Below are 15,172 nucleotides of genomic sequence, written 5' to 3'. Positions count from 1 at the left end.
GGTTTGCGCGCGAGCATGTGGGTTTGCGCGCGAGCATGTGCACAATGTCGCTGCAAAACCCACAAGCTCGGCGGAGAACCCGCAAGGTCGGCGCCACGGCGCGGCACGGTGGGGCGCCGGGGCGCGGGGTTCAGGCGGCGTCGGACTCGCGGCCGCGGGCGAAGCCTGCGTCGAAGCCGCGCTCGTACGCGTCCTGCGCGTGAGACCCGTGACCGTGCTGGCCGTGGGCGTGGTGACCACGGAAGCCGTGGCCGTGGCCGTGACCGCGGCGGCCGTGCCACGCGGCGCCGCGGCATCCGTCGTCGTACGCGTCGTGCGGGGCGCCGTCGGCGTGGCCGGGGCGACCGGGGTGTCCCGGGCGGCCGGGCTCTAAGCCTCGATCCACCGATGGGGAGGCTTGCTGAGTTGGCGTCGTAACGCAGAAATGCCCCTCTGACCAGGAAGAATAGAGCTTGTCTAAGATCCTATTTCCCGAGTCTGAGAGGCATCTCGTAGGTGCAATTCAAGCATGCTCCCGCTGCGGTGTCAGCGAAGTTCGATGATCCGAATCTTGTGTCGGCCGCAGGGCTGGTCCCGATGCTCCGTCTTGCCCGTTCTGCGGGGCTCGATCAGCTCGCGCAGGTCCGGTTGACGGTCCCGTCGGATAAGGGTGCGAACGCGGGCGGCAAGGTGATGGCGCTGGTGGCGGGGATGCTCGCCGGGGCGGACTCGATCGACGACATGAATCTGCTGCGTCATGGCGGGATGGGCCGGTTGTTCGATCGGACGTATGCGCCGTCGACGCTGGGCTCGTTCCTGCGGGAGTTCCGGTTCGGGCACGTCCGCCAGCTCGACGCCGTCGCCTCACGGACCCTGGTGAACGTCGCGCAATCCGCGCCGCTGCTGCGGGCGTCGAACGACGAGCGGGTGATGGTGGATCTGGACGACACGATCATCGAGGTCCACGGATACCAGAAGCAGGGCGCGTCGTTCGGGTACTCCGGCGTCCGCGGCCTGAACGCCCTGTTCGCCACGGCGTCGACATCGCAGTCGGCGCCGGTGATCGTGGGGCAGCGGCTGCGGCAGGGGAAGACCGGTTCCCCGAAAGGCGCGGCCAGGATCGTCGCCGACACCCTCGCCACGCTTCGCCGCATGGACCTGGGCAGCAGTGTTCGGCCGTTGCTGCGGGCGGACTCCGCTTTCTACGGACACGCCACCATCGGCACGGCGATCAAGGCCGGCGCGGACGTGTCCGTCACCGTTCGGATGGACCCCGCGGTGAAGACGGCGATCGCGACGATCCCCGAGGACGGGTGGGAGACGATCGAGTACCCGAACGCGATCCGTGACGAGGTCACGGGCCGGTGGATCTCGAAGGCAGAGGTCGCCGAGGTGCCCTTCACAGCGTTCCGTTCCCGGAAGATCGCCGAACGGGTTGAAGGGCGACTGGTGGTGCGGCGGATCCCGGACCTGAACCCCAAGCAGGTCGAGCAGCCGACGCTGTTCGACATCTACCGGCACCACGCGTTCTTCACCACCACCGACAAGCAGACGATGGGAACCGTCGCGGCGGACAAGACCCACCGCGGGCACGCGATCATCGAGCAAGTTCACGCGGACCTGAAGGCGGGCCCGCTCGCTCACCTGCCCTCGGGAGTGTTCACCGCGAACAGCGCATGGCTCGTCCTCGCCGTGATCGCATTCAACCTCACCCGCACCGCTGGACTCATCGCCGACCGAGGCGGGCGGCTCGCCCGGGCAACGACCGCGACGATTCGCCGCACCCTCGTCTCAGTGCCGGCACGACTGGCGCGGACGGCGCGCCGCATCATCCTGCACCTGCCGGACGTCTGGCCCTGGCAGACCGCGTTCGACCGACTCTTCACCGCGACGCACGCACCACCACCGGCCGCGGCCAGCTGACCACCGCCGCCACCAGCGGCACGACCGACAACGAAGTGGACAACCGGGATGAGACGCCCGGAACTCACCCCTGCCCGCAGCCGATCACGCCGCGCCCATCACACCGACGCCACCCACCGAAGGCTCATCGGTGGATCGAGGCTAAGCGACCGAATCTCCGACCCCATGCGATCCGCCAGTCACCCGCTCCGCAAGCACCGCGACACGTCGGAGTAGGACCTCTGGCGACCCCTCCAAGCTGATGGCGTGGGCAACGACCGTCTTGCCCGCGGTCGGGATGCGATATGTGCGCGGTTCGACGTCTCCCGACACGTAGAAGAGGTGCGCTTCCGGCACCTCCAATGCGAGCGCGTAAGCAAGGGCTTGATACACATCAGCGTTCGGAGGCGACCCGTTTGCCTGCCCCCAGACCTTGTACTTCGTATCGGCAACCGCGACGGGGCGACCATGCGAACGCACGACGATGTCAGGCCTGAGCATGACCTTCCGCTCCGCATCAAGTCGCCACTCTGTGTCCTGCAGCTCGACACCGAACCCCGCAGATGCAAGTGCAGCGCGCATCGCCGTCCCGACAAAGCCCTCGAATATGCGAGGCAAGTTGAGAAGGAACGTTCCTCCAGAACGAGCGCCTGCAGAGCGAGTCCAGGACGTCGCTTCCAAGATCACACGCGCGAGCGGAAGCGCTGGCCAATAGTCGGCGTTCAGACGAGTCCGCTGCACAGCAGGCAGCGCTGCGCCCTGGCGAAGCGTGCCGACGTCCGAGAACAGCTGAAGGAGCCTGTTCAGCCGACGCTTTTCATCCTCCGCCAGCTGCTCGAAACGACGGATCCGTTGCAAGGCGGAATGAAGGATCTGATTCTCGGCGACGTCCTCGGAGTAGTCGTCGACCGTGAGCTCGAGCGGGATCGGCACACCCGGCCGCACTTTCAGCTGACGCGGAATGTCCCACCGTCCACGGACGACGAAGCCCCGCTCCTCCCGCGCCGTGTAACCCTTCACCAACCCCTTGCGAGTAGCGGACTCGATCGCGCTGATCGTCGCGCGCGCCAACGCAAATGGGACCGAGGTATCGGCGTCATATCCGAACGTCGAGTGAGCCGGTTGGATCTGTTCGCCACTGTAGGACGCCATGAAGACGATGCTTCGCAGCGGAGTCTTCGGGCGCACGATGAACCGCAATCCCTCGATCGACGCGATCCCCACTTTGGACACGTCGCGCACGCGCCACTCCCCTGCGTTCTGCCCGGGGAGGACACTGCAGAAACCGAGCGACTGCAGCTCAGCGGCCTGACTTTGTGTCAGAGACAACCGTGTCTCGCCGCGCTCTTCGATGACGACCGTGCGCGGCTCAGGCGAGCGTGTCACGTGACCCTTCATCAGCAGTGCCGGGCGTGAGGAACGAACTGGTGACAGTTTCGGTTTAGGCCGCGAGTGTGAGCGGCTCGGTTAGCTTGGCTTCGAACTCGATGGGCGTCAACCCGCCGAGGGTGTCCTGGGCTCGCTGACGGTGATACTTCCGCTCGATCCAGACGACGATGGCGAGGCGAAGCTCCTGCCGCGTCGCCCACCGCTGCTGGTTGAGGACGTTCGTCTGCAACAGTGACCAGAAGCTCTCCATCGCCGCGTTGTCCCCGGCCGCGCCGACGCGCCCCATCGATCCGACCATGTCGTGACGGCGCAGCTCGCGGGCCATCGCCCTGCTCCGGAACTGGCTGCCCCTGTCCGCGTGCAGGATGCAGCCGGCCACCTCACCGCGGCGGGTGACGGCGTTGCGCACGGCATCGACGGCGAGCTTCGCTGTCATCCGATCCGAGATCGAGTAGCCGACGATCCGGTTCGAGAACACGTCCTTGATCGCGCAGCAGTAGAGCTTGCCTTCGCTCGTCCAATGTTCCGTGATGTCCGTGAGCCAGAGCCTGTTCGGCGCATTGGCACGGAATACCCGTTGCACGTGGTCGTCGAACACGGGAGGGCCGGCCTTCTTGCCCTTGCCCCGCCGGCGGCGTTGCGCGGACGAGAGGATCCCGGCCTGCGAGCACAGCTTCCACGCCGTCCGGCGACTCATCCGCCAGCCAGCCCGGCGCGCCTCGTCGGCCAGGTATCGGTAGCCGAACGTCGGGTCCTCGTGGTGCGCATCGTGCAGCGCATTGATCCGATAGGCGCGGAGCACATCCGCGTCCCGGATCGGGTCGCCTCTCCACCGGTAGTAGGGCTGGCGGGCGAGCTTAAGGACCCGGCACGACACCGACACGGGGATCCCCGCGTCGGCGAGCTCAGCAACGAGCGGGTATGTCATTTTGGGGAGCCACCGAGGCGCAGGTTCGCCTGCGACAGATACGCCGCCGCTCGCCGGAGGACCTCGTTCTCCTGCTCGAGCAACCGGATCCGCTTCTTCAACTCCCGCGCCTCCGCTGCGTCTGCAGCGGTCTGACCAGGACGGTTGCCGTATTCGACGTCGGCCTGACGGAGCCAGTTCTGCAACGTCGCTTCGCTGATGCCGAAGTCAGTGGCGATCTGCTTGATGGTGACGCCGCTCTCGCGGCTACGAGCGACCGCGACAACGTCCTCGCGGAACTCTCTGGGATAGGGACCAGGCATGATGACATCCTCCCCGCCAGCGCCTCCCGGCACTAACGATCAGTTGTCACCAATTCCTTCCTCACGCCCTTATCTGCCCGCGGCGGTGGAGAGCACGGACGACGTCGCCGACCCACTGCTCGTCGAGGTGAAGCTCATCGCTCAGCCCTCGCGTATCGATGCCTTCGGGCGAGAATCCGCGCGGATCAAGTACTGGTTCGGCGAGGTCCTCGACCGGATCGATGGGGTCTGGGTCCGCCGGGGGCGCATCCTCTTCCGGGTTCCATCGCCTCCAGAGCGCGCTCTTCTTGTCGTAAAAGTTGACCGGCTTGCGGTCCTTAACCTGCAAGGCGATGACAATACGGAGAAGGTCGTCGTCAGCGTCCGTCGAGAACTCGCCTCCGATCTCTCCGATGAAAGCCTTGCGAATAGCCTCTCGATGATCGGCTGACACGATGGGCCCGAAGTAGCCCGGGTGAACCAGATACAGCAATGCGTACCGCTGCGTGGGAAATGCGTCGCCTTCGACCGACATGACCAGTTCGCGCCAAGCGTGCGGATCTTCGAGAACCGTCTCGGGGTCGGCAAGATCGATCCAGGCTCGAAGCACGTTGAGGATGATCGTCACAGCGTGGTTGATACGCGACATCATCCCGGAGCCGGGATTGAATGCGCCGCCGCCAAAGGCCTCGTCAAAGACCGAGGGAATCTGGACCTTGTGCTCCATCAGATCGAGGATCGCCTGGACCTTCTCGGTCTTCTTGGCATGACCCATCGCCGACGCAATCGGCAGAATCTGGAGAGCGACGACCTCAGCCATCAAGAGCTTCTCATCATCGGTAGCACCATCCAGCTGGCGACCGAGGTTGTCGATGAAACCACCTTCGAACCGTTCCGCGCTGCTCCACCGCTCATGCAGGCGGATGATGTTCGCCGGAGACCATGCCTCGCGCGTCTCAGCGAAAGCGGACGTCCCTTGCTTGAGTCCGCGCTCTACGATCACATCTGCAGCCGTGAGTAGCTTTCGTTCTGCCTGGGCCGCCGAGATCCATTTGGTCGGGAGACCTTCCTCGATCTGCGCCAGCAGGGCTGCACGACCCGCCGCGTAGCGACGCATGGCCTCTGCGAGCAGCTCCTCGCCCTGATACTCCTCCATCGCCTGCTGGCCTTCGGGAGTGATGGCCCACTTCCCGGATCCGTCGGAGTGCTTGCGTAGCCATCCGGCTGAGACCAGATAGGAGCTACCCCAGCGCCAGTCAATTTCCCCGCGCGGCTGGCGCCCGTTCATCTCACTTTCATGCTCGGTAAGCGGTACCCGGGCAGCCACGAGCGGCCAGAGGTCTACCAGCGGCATGAATTCCGATGGATCGTCCCTGGCGGCCAGAATCTCCAGCGTTGCGTGCGCGCGCTGGGCGCGGCGAACCTTGTCCATCAGTTTCCCTCCGCCGAACTCAGTCCGAAGAAGCGTTCAAAGAAAGCACCGAGCTTCTCGATCACGCGCTGCTTGTTCTCGCTGTGGCCGCCATCATTGGCGAAGCGGGTCGCCGGCGGAAGCACCTTCGTGATGGCCGTGCCAGCTGTTCGGAGTGTGCCGTCTCGAAAGGCTGTCGCGACGAAATCGCGCGTCGCATCGGCGCGGAGACGCTCGTCCTCGATGATTGCTTCGAGTTCAGCCTCACGCTTGGCTGCGATGAACGCCTGCCACTCTTCGTCTATCGCTCCATCGACCGTGACCGAGTCGACGAACGCTTCGACGAGGTCCTTTTTGTTGCGCAATGACGGGCTGGCGTTGACGGCACGGGAGATCTCCGAGCGAATCTCCTTGTCCTCGCCATCGCCGTGCTGTGAGCGGTACTTCTCCACCAGCATGAGGATGTAGTCAACGTTGATCTCGACCTGTTTGATCAGCTCGATCTCGAAGACGACGTCGTCGTTGATGAGCTCTTTGTCAGCGTCCTTGTCTTTGCGGAACGCGGCGTACAGGTCGAGGTAAATGCTGCGGTAGTCCTGGCTTTGACGATCGGTGAGGATTTCGTGACCGGCAAAGTCGTCGAATGAGGTCAGGATGTTCTCGAGCCGCAGGATCTGGCCAAGTAGTTGGATGAACTCTTTCTGTGCCGCTTCTCCGATGATCTGCTGCCCGAGCGGGAACGACGTCAGTAGCTCGTTGACCTTCTCTGCGTACTCGCCGTAGTAGTCGTCGTATGGCTTGAGGAGCACGACGCCGCGGGCGTCTTTGTTACCGAACAGTTCGAGGGCGGCGTTGGTCTCTTCTTCGAGGTCGCGGAAGGCGACGATGTTGCCGTAGGTCTTGACCGAGTTGAGGATTCGGTTGGTACGGGAGTACGCCTGGATCAGCCCGTGCGCCCGGAGGTTCTTGTCGACGAAGAGCGTATTTAGCGTGGTCGCGTCGAAGCCAGTGAGGAACATGTTGACCACGATCACGAGGTCGAGTTCCCGGTTCTTGAGCCGCTGCGAGAGGTCCTTGTAGTAGTTCTGGAACTTGTCCGCGCTGGTGTCGTAACTCGTCCCGAAGATGTCGTTGTAGTCCTGGATAGCGTCCTCGAGGAAGCCACGCGCGTCCGTGCTCAGTGCATCGATGTCGAAGGCTTCGTCGTCGAGAATGCCGTCATCGCTGGCGTCGTTCGCGCCATAGGAGTAGATGAGGCCGATTTTCAAGCGTCGATCGGCGGGGAGTGCTTCCTGCTGGATCTGGAAGTCGTTGTAGTAGCGACGTGCCGCATCGATCGAGGCCGTGGCGAAGATGGCGTTGAAGCCACGCACGCGCTTGCGCTCGCGGACTGCTTCGGCCTGGCGGCGGGCGCGGGTCGACTCTACGACGTTCGCCACCACGGAGTGCTCGTAGCTCGAGGAGCGTTTGGTCTTCTGGTCGAAGTGCTCCAATGTGTACTGCACGACCTGTCTGATGCGCTCGGGCGCCAGCAGCGCTCTCTCGGTGTCGATGGCCGACACCTGCTTGTCTACGACGGTGCCGACCTTGACGGTGTTCACGTAGTCGATCCGGAACGGCAGGACGTTCTTGTCTGTGATCGCGTCGACGATCGTATAGGTGTGGAGCTTTTCGCCGAAGGCCTGCTCGGTGGTCTTGAGTTGCGGGTTTCCGCCCGCGCCGGCGTTGGACGCGAAGATCGGGGTTCCAGTGAAGCCGAACAGGTTGTAGCGCTTGAAGGCGCGAGTGATGTCCGCGTGCATGTCACCGAACTGCGAGCGGTGGCACTCGTCGAAGATGATCACGACGTGGTCGTTCGTGATCGAGTGACCCTTGTTCGCCTTGATGAACATCGACAGCTTCTGGATCGTCGTGATGATGATCCGCGCGTTCGAATCCTCGAGTTGCTTCTTGAGGACGGCCGTTGACGTGTTGGAGTTCGCCGCGCCCTTCTCGAAGCGGTCGTACTCGCGCATCGTCTGGTAGTCGAGATCCTTGCGGTCCACGACGAACAGCACCTTGTCGACGCTCGGGAGCTTCGACGCCAGCTGGGCCGTCTTGAAGCTCGTCAGGGTCTTGCCCGAACCGGTGGTGTGCCAAACGTACCCGCCCGCTGAGGTGGTGCCAAGTGGCTTGTTGTTGCCCGGCGTAATCGACACGTCAATCCGCTGCAGAATCCTCTCGGTCGCGACGATCTGATATGGCCGCATCACCAGCAGCAGGCGGTCGGCGGTCAGGACGCAGTAGCGGGTAAGGATGTTCAGCAGCGTGTGCTTGGCGAAGAACGTCTTCGCGAAAGAAGTCAGGTCGGTGATCGGCTGGTTCTGGGCATCCGCCCACCACGAGGTGAACTCGAAGCTGTTGCTGGTCTTGCGGGACTTGCCCGGCTTGGTCGCTTCCCTCAAGTGCGAGCTACGGGTGGTGTTGGAGTAGTACTTCGTCAGCGTCCCGTTCGAGATGACGAACAGCTGGACATATTCGAACAGGCCTGAACCTGCCCAGAAGCTGTCGCGCTGGTAGCGGTTGATCTGGTTGAACGCTTCACGGATGTCGGCGCCGCGGCGCTTGAGTTCGATGTGCACCATCGGGAGGCCGTTGACAAGCACCGTGACGTCATAGCGATTCGCATAGTTCGCGCCGCCCTCGCCCTGGCCGATCTCATACTGGTTGATGACCTGGAGCCGGTTATTGTGGATGTTCCGCTTATCCAGCAGTGTGATGTTCTTCGTCGACCCGTCGTCCCGCATTAGGAGTTGGACGTGGTCCTCCTGGATGCGCACAGTCTTCTCGACGATGCCGTCGTTCTTCCCGGCGACCTTGTTGTCGAAGAAGTCCACCCACTCACCGTCAGAAAAGGTGATGTGATTCAGCGCTTCAAGCTGGGTGCGCAGGTTCGCCACGAGCTGTGCCTCGGATGTGACGGGGAGGTACTCGTAGGCCTGGGACTCGAGGAGTCGGATCAGTTCCTTCTCGAGCGCGGACTCTGACTGATAGGCCGACGACGCGTGGGCGTCTGGAATGTACTCCGCGACGACGGTGGACTCGGCAGAGACCGCGATCGGGTCATACTTGCGTGGGATGGCTTCGCTCATGCGGCTACCTCTGGGAACGCGAAGAGCTGATCGCGATAGTGGGCGTACTGCCTCCGACGCGCTTGCAACTCGGCGGGGAGGCCGATGCTCAGATCATTGACAAGCGAGTCAAAGCTGCCAAGCGCCCTTGCGACGCGCTGTTGCACCTGAAGCGAGGGCAGTTGCACACGAAGCCTCTTGAACCCTTCGATGTCGATGTTCTTCTGCGCCGACTGGGTGGACGTGGCGAAGATGGTCGGCTGCATGCTGAGAAGCAACTGCCCGACGAAGTCCTTGTCTACGAGGGGATCTACAACACTGAACGTGAATCCGGAGTCGAGCATCCAGAACTTGCCAACGACGCGACGCACGCAATTCGCGGACATAGCAAATCGTGAAACAACCCACTCATCTTCACGATTGAATGCGTCGGTCCGGAAGCTTTCGCCTCCACCTCCGAACACGGGGAAGAGAGTGCCCGCGTCCTTGGACTTTGTAATGCGGGCGCCGAAGTTCAAGCGGATTACGTCGCTGAGCGCTAAGTCTCGAACGCCGGTGTTGTCGCGCGACTGAAGCAGTACCTGTCGATAGTGCTCGTACTGGCGCCGTCGAGCTTCCAGCTCCGCTTCCAGCTCCGCTTCCAGCTCCGCTTCCAGCCGGGTGAACTTATCCAAGACTCCCACGATCTCGCGCTGCACCTCGATAGGCGGCACGGGAAGTCGCACCTTCGCCAGCTGCCGTGCCGACACGTCGATCACTTTCGTACCGGTAGCGAGCCCACGCTTCTGCACCGAGAACGACTCTGACTGAAACCAGTAGGCGAGGTATTTCGGGTCGAGGTCGTGCTGTATCACCGTGGCGTGACCACCAGTGACGATCGGCTTCGACCCGAGCCAGGCAACTGCCTTACCGACGTCTTCGACATTCTCGCTGGTGTTGGTGATGATGATGTCGCCTGGCTGTGCCCTCGCAAGCTTCACGGCGGTCTCCGGTGCCACGAATGAGATCGTCTCGGTCGCCCACACGCCGTACCTCGTATAGATCTGGCCGTAGTGGATAGCGCCGACGCCTTCATCAACGAGATCGGTCTTGGGCATGCCGTTGCCGCGGACGAATCGTGCGATGTCGCCGAGTGCGCGGAACTCCACGTCGTTGGGCGTGCGTTCGGCGATCAAGTCGTCCACACGGCTCATTTGGAGCCCTCCAGGTCCGCGACGATCTCGTCGATCGAGACGCGCAACTCAGCCTGTCTCGCAACGATCTCGGCAATCTCCGCGTTGAGCGCTGTGATGTCGACTGCCTCGCGCGTGTCCTCCTCTTCGACATACGAAGAGACCGAGATGTTGTAGTCGTTCGCCGCGATATCTTCGTTCGGGACGAGCGTCGCGAAGTGCTCCTCGTCCTCCCGCACGTCGAGCGCCATCAGAATGTTCTGCTGGTTGTCGGGTGTCAGCTTGTTCTTGTTGCCGACGCGCTTGAACTCGTCCGAGGCGTTGATGAAGAGCACCGAGTTGTCGGTCTTCGACTTCTTGAGCACAATGATGCACGTCGCAATCGTGGTGCCGAAGAACAGGTCCGGCGGTAATTGAATCACCGCGTCGACGTAGTTGTTATCGACCAAGTACTTGCGGATCTTCTGCTCCGCTCCACCGCGGTAAAGCACGCCTGGGAACTCAACGATGGCGGCGGTGCCGTCCACGGCGAGCCAACTAAGGATGTGCATCGTGAAAGCGAGGTCCGCCTTCGACTTCGGTGCGAGTACACCGGCCGGCGCGAACCGCTCGTCGTTGATCAGAAGCGGGTTGGCATCGCCCTCCCACTTGATCGAGTAGGGCGGGTTGGACACGATCGCCTCGAACGGTTCGTCGTCCCAGTGCTGGGGGTCGAGCAAGGTGTCGCCGTGGGCGATGTTGAACTTCTCGTAGTTGACGTCGTGCAGGAACATGTTGATCCGCGCGAGGTTGTAGGTAGTCAGGTTTATCTCCTGGCCGAAGAAGCCGCCGACGTTCTCGCGGCCGAGGACCTTTGCGAACTTGAGCAGCAGCGAGCCGGATCCTGCAGCGGGGTCGTAGACCTTGTTGACGCGCTTCTTACCCATGACCGTGATGCGGGCGAGCACTTCGGACACTTCCTGTGGGGTGTAGTACTCACCACCAGACTTGCCAGCCTGCGAGGCGTACATCTGCATGAGGTACTCGTAGGCGTCACCGAAGAGGTCGATCGAGTTGTCCTCGAAGTTGCCGAGCGGCAGGTCGCCGATCGCATCAAGCAGCTTCACGAGCTTCTCGTTGCGCTTGGCGACAGTGTTGCCGAGCTTTGAGCTGTTCACGTCAAGGTCGTCGAACAGACCCTTAAGGTCGTCTTCGCTGTCTGTGCCGACTGCCGAGCCTTCGATGTTCTTGAACACGCGCTGGAGCGTCTCGTTCAGGTTCTGGTCTTGTGACGCACGTCTGCGCACATTCTGGAAGAGCTCGGACGGGAGGACGTAGAAGCCCTTCTCCGCGACGGTTTCCTTGCGCCCGAACTCGGCCTCAGCGTCAGGGAGGCGTGCGTAGTCGAAGTCGGTCTCGCCAGCCTCATGCTCGCCGCTGTTGAGGTAGGCGGTGAGGTTCTCCGAGATGAAGCGGTAGAAGAGCATGCCGAGCACATAAGTCTTGAAGTCCCAGCCATCGACCGATCCGCGAAGGTCATTCGCGATTCGCCAGATGGTCTTGTGTAGCTCTGCGCGCTGGCCTTCTTTTGTGGTCGGCGTCATGTTGTCCGTCTCCTGCATGCGAGCACTCGGGTCAGTGCATCGGGTTCGTTCTCACCGTAGCCGTCCGGGCTACCCGGCGAGGCGCTCGGCGTAGGCGGTATCGCCGATAAGCGATACTCGACGCGGGCAGCACCAATGCGGCAGTATCCCCCACTCCTACCTACCCCAGCAGCTCCACCCCAAACCCCGCAACAACAGCGCGCACCTCGGCGAGGTAGCGCTGCGCCTGATCTGTCAGCGGGATGGCGGAGTGGCCGATCCATCCGATCTCGATGCGCTCGTCGACGTCGAGCCGGATCGCGACGATCTCGGGGTCGAGGTCGTCGCTGATGATGCCCGTCGAGATCGTGTAGCCGTCGAGCCCGATCATGAGGTTGAAGATGGTCGCGCGATCCGACACCCGAATCTCTTGCTTGCTCGACAGCGTCGAGAGGATCTCTTCGGCGAAATAGAACGAGTTGTTCGCCCCCTGATCGAACGTCCATCGCGGCAGATCCGCGAGATCGTCGAGCGTCACACGATCCCGCGCGGCGAGCGGATTCTTCCGCGAAATGAATATGTGCGGCTCGGCGAAGAATAGCGGGCGAAACGCGAGGCCCGAGTCGCGAAGCAGCTTGTCGATGACGTTCCGGTTGAAGTCGTTTCGATACAGGATGCCCAACTCGCTCCGGAGCGTCCGGACATCCTCGATGATGTCCCACGTCCGCGTCTCGCGCAGCGAGAACTCGTACTCGGCCGCCCCACTGGCCTTGACCATCCGCACCATCGCATCGACCGCGAACGAGTAGTGCTGCGCCGACACCCCCAGCAGGCGCCGCGACGGCGGCCGCCCCAGGTACCGCTGCTCGAGCAACTCGGCCTGCTCGACGACCTGCCGGGCATACCCCAGAAACTCCGCACCATCGGCGGTGAGCGTGACCCCGCGCGCCGAGCGCAGCAGCAGGGCACGACCAACCCGCGACTCGAGCTCTTTCATCGCGGCCGACATGGTCGGCTGCGAGACGTAGAGCAGGTCGGCGGCGGCGCTGATCGATCCCTCTGCCGCAACCTCGATGAAGTAGTGCAGCTGCTGCAGCGTGATCCCGCTGGTTTCCCGAGCCATAGCTAAATGCTATATGGATGCATAGTCTCGGCGAGTTACTCGATATGTCTACCTCGACCTCACGATAGAGCCACCGACTCCCGCGCGGCCGAACCCGGCCGATCAGCCACTGGATGGACCGCTCATGGCGAACGCCTTCACGTTCCACATCACCACCACCCGCTTCGACGAGGACTACTCGCCGTCGGAGAGCTCACGCATCACCACCAACTTTGCCAACCTCGCGCGCGGTGCCGATCGGCAGAGGAACCTGCGCAACGCCCTGGCGATGATCGACAACCGGTTCAACGCCCTCGCGCACTGGGACAACCCGACCGGCGACCGCTACACCGTCGAACTCGACATCGTGTCGGTGGCCATGCGGTTCACGGCCGAGGGCGAAGACCAGGAGTTTCCGCTGCTCGAAGTCCTCGACATCCAGATCCTCGATCGACACACCGGCCAGCGTCACCACGGAATCGTCGGCAACAACTTCTCGTCGTACGTGCGCGACTACGACTTCAGCGTGCTGCTCCCGGCGATCAAGAACGCCCCGACCGACATGGCCGTGCCCGACGACTTTGGCGACCTGCACGGCAAGCTGTTCCAGAACTTCCTCGATTCCCCCGCGTATCAGGAACGATTCCGCATGCCGCCGGTGATCTGCATCAGTGTGTCCACGAGCAAGACCTACCGCCGCAGCGAGAACAGGCATCCGATTCTCGGAGTCGAGTACCTGCAGGACGAGTCGTCGCTGACCGATGAGTACTTCGCGAAGATGGGGCTGCGGGCGCGCTATTTCATGCCGCCCGGCAGCGTGGCGCCGCTCGCGTTCTACTTCCGCGGCGACCTGCTGAACGACTACTCGAACCTGCAGCTCATCGGCACGATCAGCACGATGGAGACGTTCCAGAAGATCTATCGTCCCGAGATCTACAACGCCAACGCGGCCGCCGCCGCCGTGTACCAGCCGAGCCTGGACCAGCAGGACTACTCGCGCACCCAGATCGACTACGACCGCGTCGAGCGCAGCAAGCTCGCGGTCACCCAGGGCAAGTACACCGAAGAACACTTCGTCCGGCGGCACCGCAAAGTGCTGGCGCAGTGGGCCGCCTCCTACCCCGCGCCCGTCCGATGAGCACCGGAAAGTCACCTCTCATGCAGAAGCTCTTGCCCACCTCGATCGTCGGAAGTCTGCCGAAGCCGTTGTGGCTGGCTGAGCCCGAGACCCTCTGGTCCCCGTGGAAGCTCGAGGGCGAGGAGTTGGTCGAGGGCAAACAGGATGCGTTGCGCTCGGCCGTGCACGAACAGCAACGCGCCGGCGTCGACATCATCAGCGACGGCGAACAGACCCGGCAGCACTTCGTCACGACGTTCATCGAGCACCTGAGCGGGGTCGACTTCGACCGGCGCGAAACCGTGCGCATCCGGAATCGCTACGACGCGAGCGTGCCGACCGTCGTGGGCGCGGTCAGCCGCGAGAAACCGGTGTTCGTCGAGGACGCTCGGTTTTTACGCCAGCAGACCGACCAGCCGATCAAGTGGGCGTTGCCTGGCCCGATGACCATGATCGACACCCTCTACGACGCCCACTACAAGAGCCGCGAGAAGCTCGCGTGGGAGTTCGCGACGATCCTCAACCAAGAGGCGCGCGAGCTGGAGGCGGCAGGGGTCGACATCATTCAGTTCGACGAGCCGGCGTTCAACGTCTTCTTCGACGAGGTTCAGGACTGGGGCATCGCAGCACTGGAACGGGCAGCCGAAGGGTTGAGGGCCGAAACCGTCGTGCACATTTGCTACGGGTACGGCATCAAGGCCAACACCGACTGGAAAGAAACGCTGGGGTCGGAGTGGCGCCAGTACGAGGCGACGTTCCCGCTCCTGCAGCGCTCATCGATCGACACCGTGTCGCTGGAGGCGCAGAACTCTCGGGTACCTCTGGAGCTCGTGGAGCTCATCCGCGGCAAGAGGGTCATGCTCGGGACAATCGATGTGGCGAGCGAAACGATCGAGACGGCCGACGATGTCGCGGCCACGCTGCGTAAGGCGCTCACGTTCGTGGATGCCGACAAGCTCATCCCGAGCACGAACTGCGGCATGGCGCCGCTACCTCGGAGTGTTGCGCTCGGGAAGTTGGGGGCACTGAGCGCGGGCGCGGAGATCGTGCGGGGCGAGTTGGGTGGGGCGGGGCGCTGAGGGGTGGCTGCCGCGAGAAGTGGGCTGCCGCGGGAAGTGCGGAAGTGCAAAAGACCGGGTGACGCGGAGCGCTCAGTGAGCGCCCCGCTGGAACTCGGAAGGCCGGGCGGGATTCGCCCCCACCGCTACCCCGAACGCCG

Annotated in this window: 10 protein-coding genes and 1 pseudogene; 4 read left to right on the top strand and 7 right to left on the bottom strand. The window is 63.1% G+C overall.

Going from position 1 to position 15,172, the window contains the following annotated elements:
- Positions 1-199 precede the first annotated feature (199 nt).
- Together CGU35_RS18105 and CGU35_RS05240 are read left to right on the top strand one after the other, a co-directional pair.
- On the top strand, positions 200-373 hold the full coding sequence (locus tag CGU35_RS18105) for a hypothetical protein (protein WP_157813900.1): 174 nt from the start codon (positions 200-202) through the stop codon (positions 371-373).
- 122 nt (positions 374-495) lie between these two features.
- Positions 496-1,902, top strand: coding sequence for an IS1380 family transposase (locus CGU35_RS05240; RefSeq protein WP_100810554.1), 1,407 nt, complete (start codon positions 496-498; stop codon positions 1,900-1,902).
- Between the two features lie 141 nt (positions 1,903-2,043).
- On the opposite strand, the gene CGU35_RS05235 is transcribed toward CGU35_RS05240, so the two are convergent.
- The 7 genes and pseudogenes from CGU35_RS05235 to CGU35_RS05205 all read right to left on the bottom strand — a co-directional run bounded on the left by CGU35_RS05235 (position 2,044) and on the right by CGU35_RS05205 (position 12,857).
- Positions 2,044-3,279: an McrC family protein gene (locus CGU35_RS05235; protein ID WP_100810553.1), complete on the bottom strand. Its 1,236-nt coding sequence runs from the start codon at positions 3,277-3,279 to the stop codon at positions 2,044-2,046.
- A gap of 43 nt (positions 3,280-3,322) precedes the next feature.
- A pseudogene (locus CGU35_RS05230) lies at positions 3,323-4,500 on the bottom strand (IS3 family transposase).
- A gap of 61 nt (positions 4,501-4,561) precedes the next feature.
- On the bottom strand, positions 4,562-5,911 hold the full coding sequence (locus CGU35_RS05225) for a hypothetical protein (protein ID WP_157813898.1): 1,350 nt from the start codon (positions 5,909-5,911) through the stop codon (positions 4,562-4,564).
- Complete coding sequence (locus CGU35_RS05220; protein WP_100810551.1) at positions 5,911-9,021, bottom strand: type I restriction endonuclease subunit R; 3,111 nt, start codon at positions 9,019-9,021, stop codon at positions 5,911-5,913. The genes CGU35_RS05225 and CGU35_RS05220 overlap by 1 nt, the downstream gene beginning before the upstream one ends.
- Positions 9,018-10,184, bottom strand: a complete 1,167-nt coding sequence (locus CGU35_RS05215; RefSeq protein ID WP_198519522.1) for a restriction endonuclease subunit S — start codon at positions 10,182-10,184, stop codon at positions 9,018-9,020. Before CGU35_RS05215 ends, CGU35_RS05220 begins: the two co-directional genes overlap by 4 nt.
- A gap of 5 nt (positions 10,185-10,189) precedes the next feature.
- Positions 10,190-11,755, bottom strand: a complete 1,566-nt coding sequence (locus tag CGU35_RS05210; protein WP_100811294.1) for a type I restriction-modification system subunit M — start codon at positions 11,753-11,755, stop codon at positions 10,190-10,192.
- 160 nt (positions 11,756-11,915) lie between these two features.
- The gene (locus CGU35_RS05205) at positions 11,916-12,857 is read right to left on the bottom strand and encodes a LysR family transcriptional regulator (protein WP_100810549.1); all 942 of its coding nucleotides are present in this window, start codon (positions 12,855-12,857) and stop codon (positions 11,916-11,918) included.
- 124 nt (positions 12,858-12,981) lie between these two features.
- On the opposite strand from CGU35_RS05205, the gene CGU35_RS05200 reads away from it, so the two are divergent.
- Complete coding sequence (locus CGU35_RS05200) at positions 12,982-13,974, top strand: putative oxygenase MesX (RefSeq protein ID WP_100810548.1); 993 nt, start codon at positions 12,982-12,984, stop codon at positions 13,972-13,974.
- Between the two features lie 20 nt (positions 13,975-13,994).
- Entirely contained in the window at positions 13,995-15,032 is a 1,038-nt protein-coding gene (locus CGU35_RS05195; protein WP_100810547.1) for a methionine synthase, read from the top strand.
- The last annotated feature ends 140 nt before the right edge of the window (positions 15,033-15,172 follow it).

The sequence above is a fragment of the Microbacterium sp. BR1 genome, from assembly GCF_002812725.1.
Classification (GTDB): Bacteria; Actinomycetota; Actinomycetes; order Actinomycetales; family Microbacteriaceae; genus Microbacterium.
This window is presented reverse-complemented; position numbering and strand designations above follow the sequence as displayed.

Excerpts from the sequence above, each read along its gene's own strand:
- CGU35_RS05235 (WP_100810553.1), bottom strand. The coding sequence starts at position 3,279 with ATGAAGGGTCACGTGACACGCTCGCCTGAGCCGCGCACGGTCGTCATC.
- CGU35_RS05225 (WP_157813898.1), bottom strand. The coding sequence starts at position 5,911 with ATGGACAAGGTTCGCCGCGCCCAGCGCGCGCACGCAACGCTGGAGATT.
- CGU35_RS05220 (WP_100810551.1), bottom strand. The coding sequence starts at position 9,021 with ATGAGCGAAGCCATCCCACGCAAGTATGACCCGATCGCGGTCTCTGCC.
- CGU35_RS05210 (WP_100811294.1), bottom strand. The coding sequence starts at position 11,755 with ATGACGCCGACCACAAAAGAAGGCCAGCGCGCAGAGCTACACAAGACC.
- CGU35_RS05205 (WP_100810549.1), bottom strand. The coding sequence starts at position 12,857 with ATGGCTCGGGAAACCAGCGGGATCACGCTGCAGCAGCTGCACTACTTC.
- CGU35_RS05200 (WP_100810548.1), top strand. The coding sequence starts at position 12,982 with ATGGCGAACGCCTTCACGTTCCACATCACCACCACCCGCTTCGACGAG.
- CGU35_RS05195 (WP_100810547.1), top strand. The coding sequence starts at position 13,995 with ATGCAGAAGCTCTTGCCCACCTCGATCGTCGGAAGTCTGCCGAAGCCG.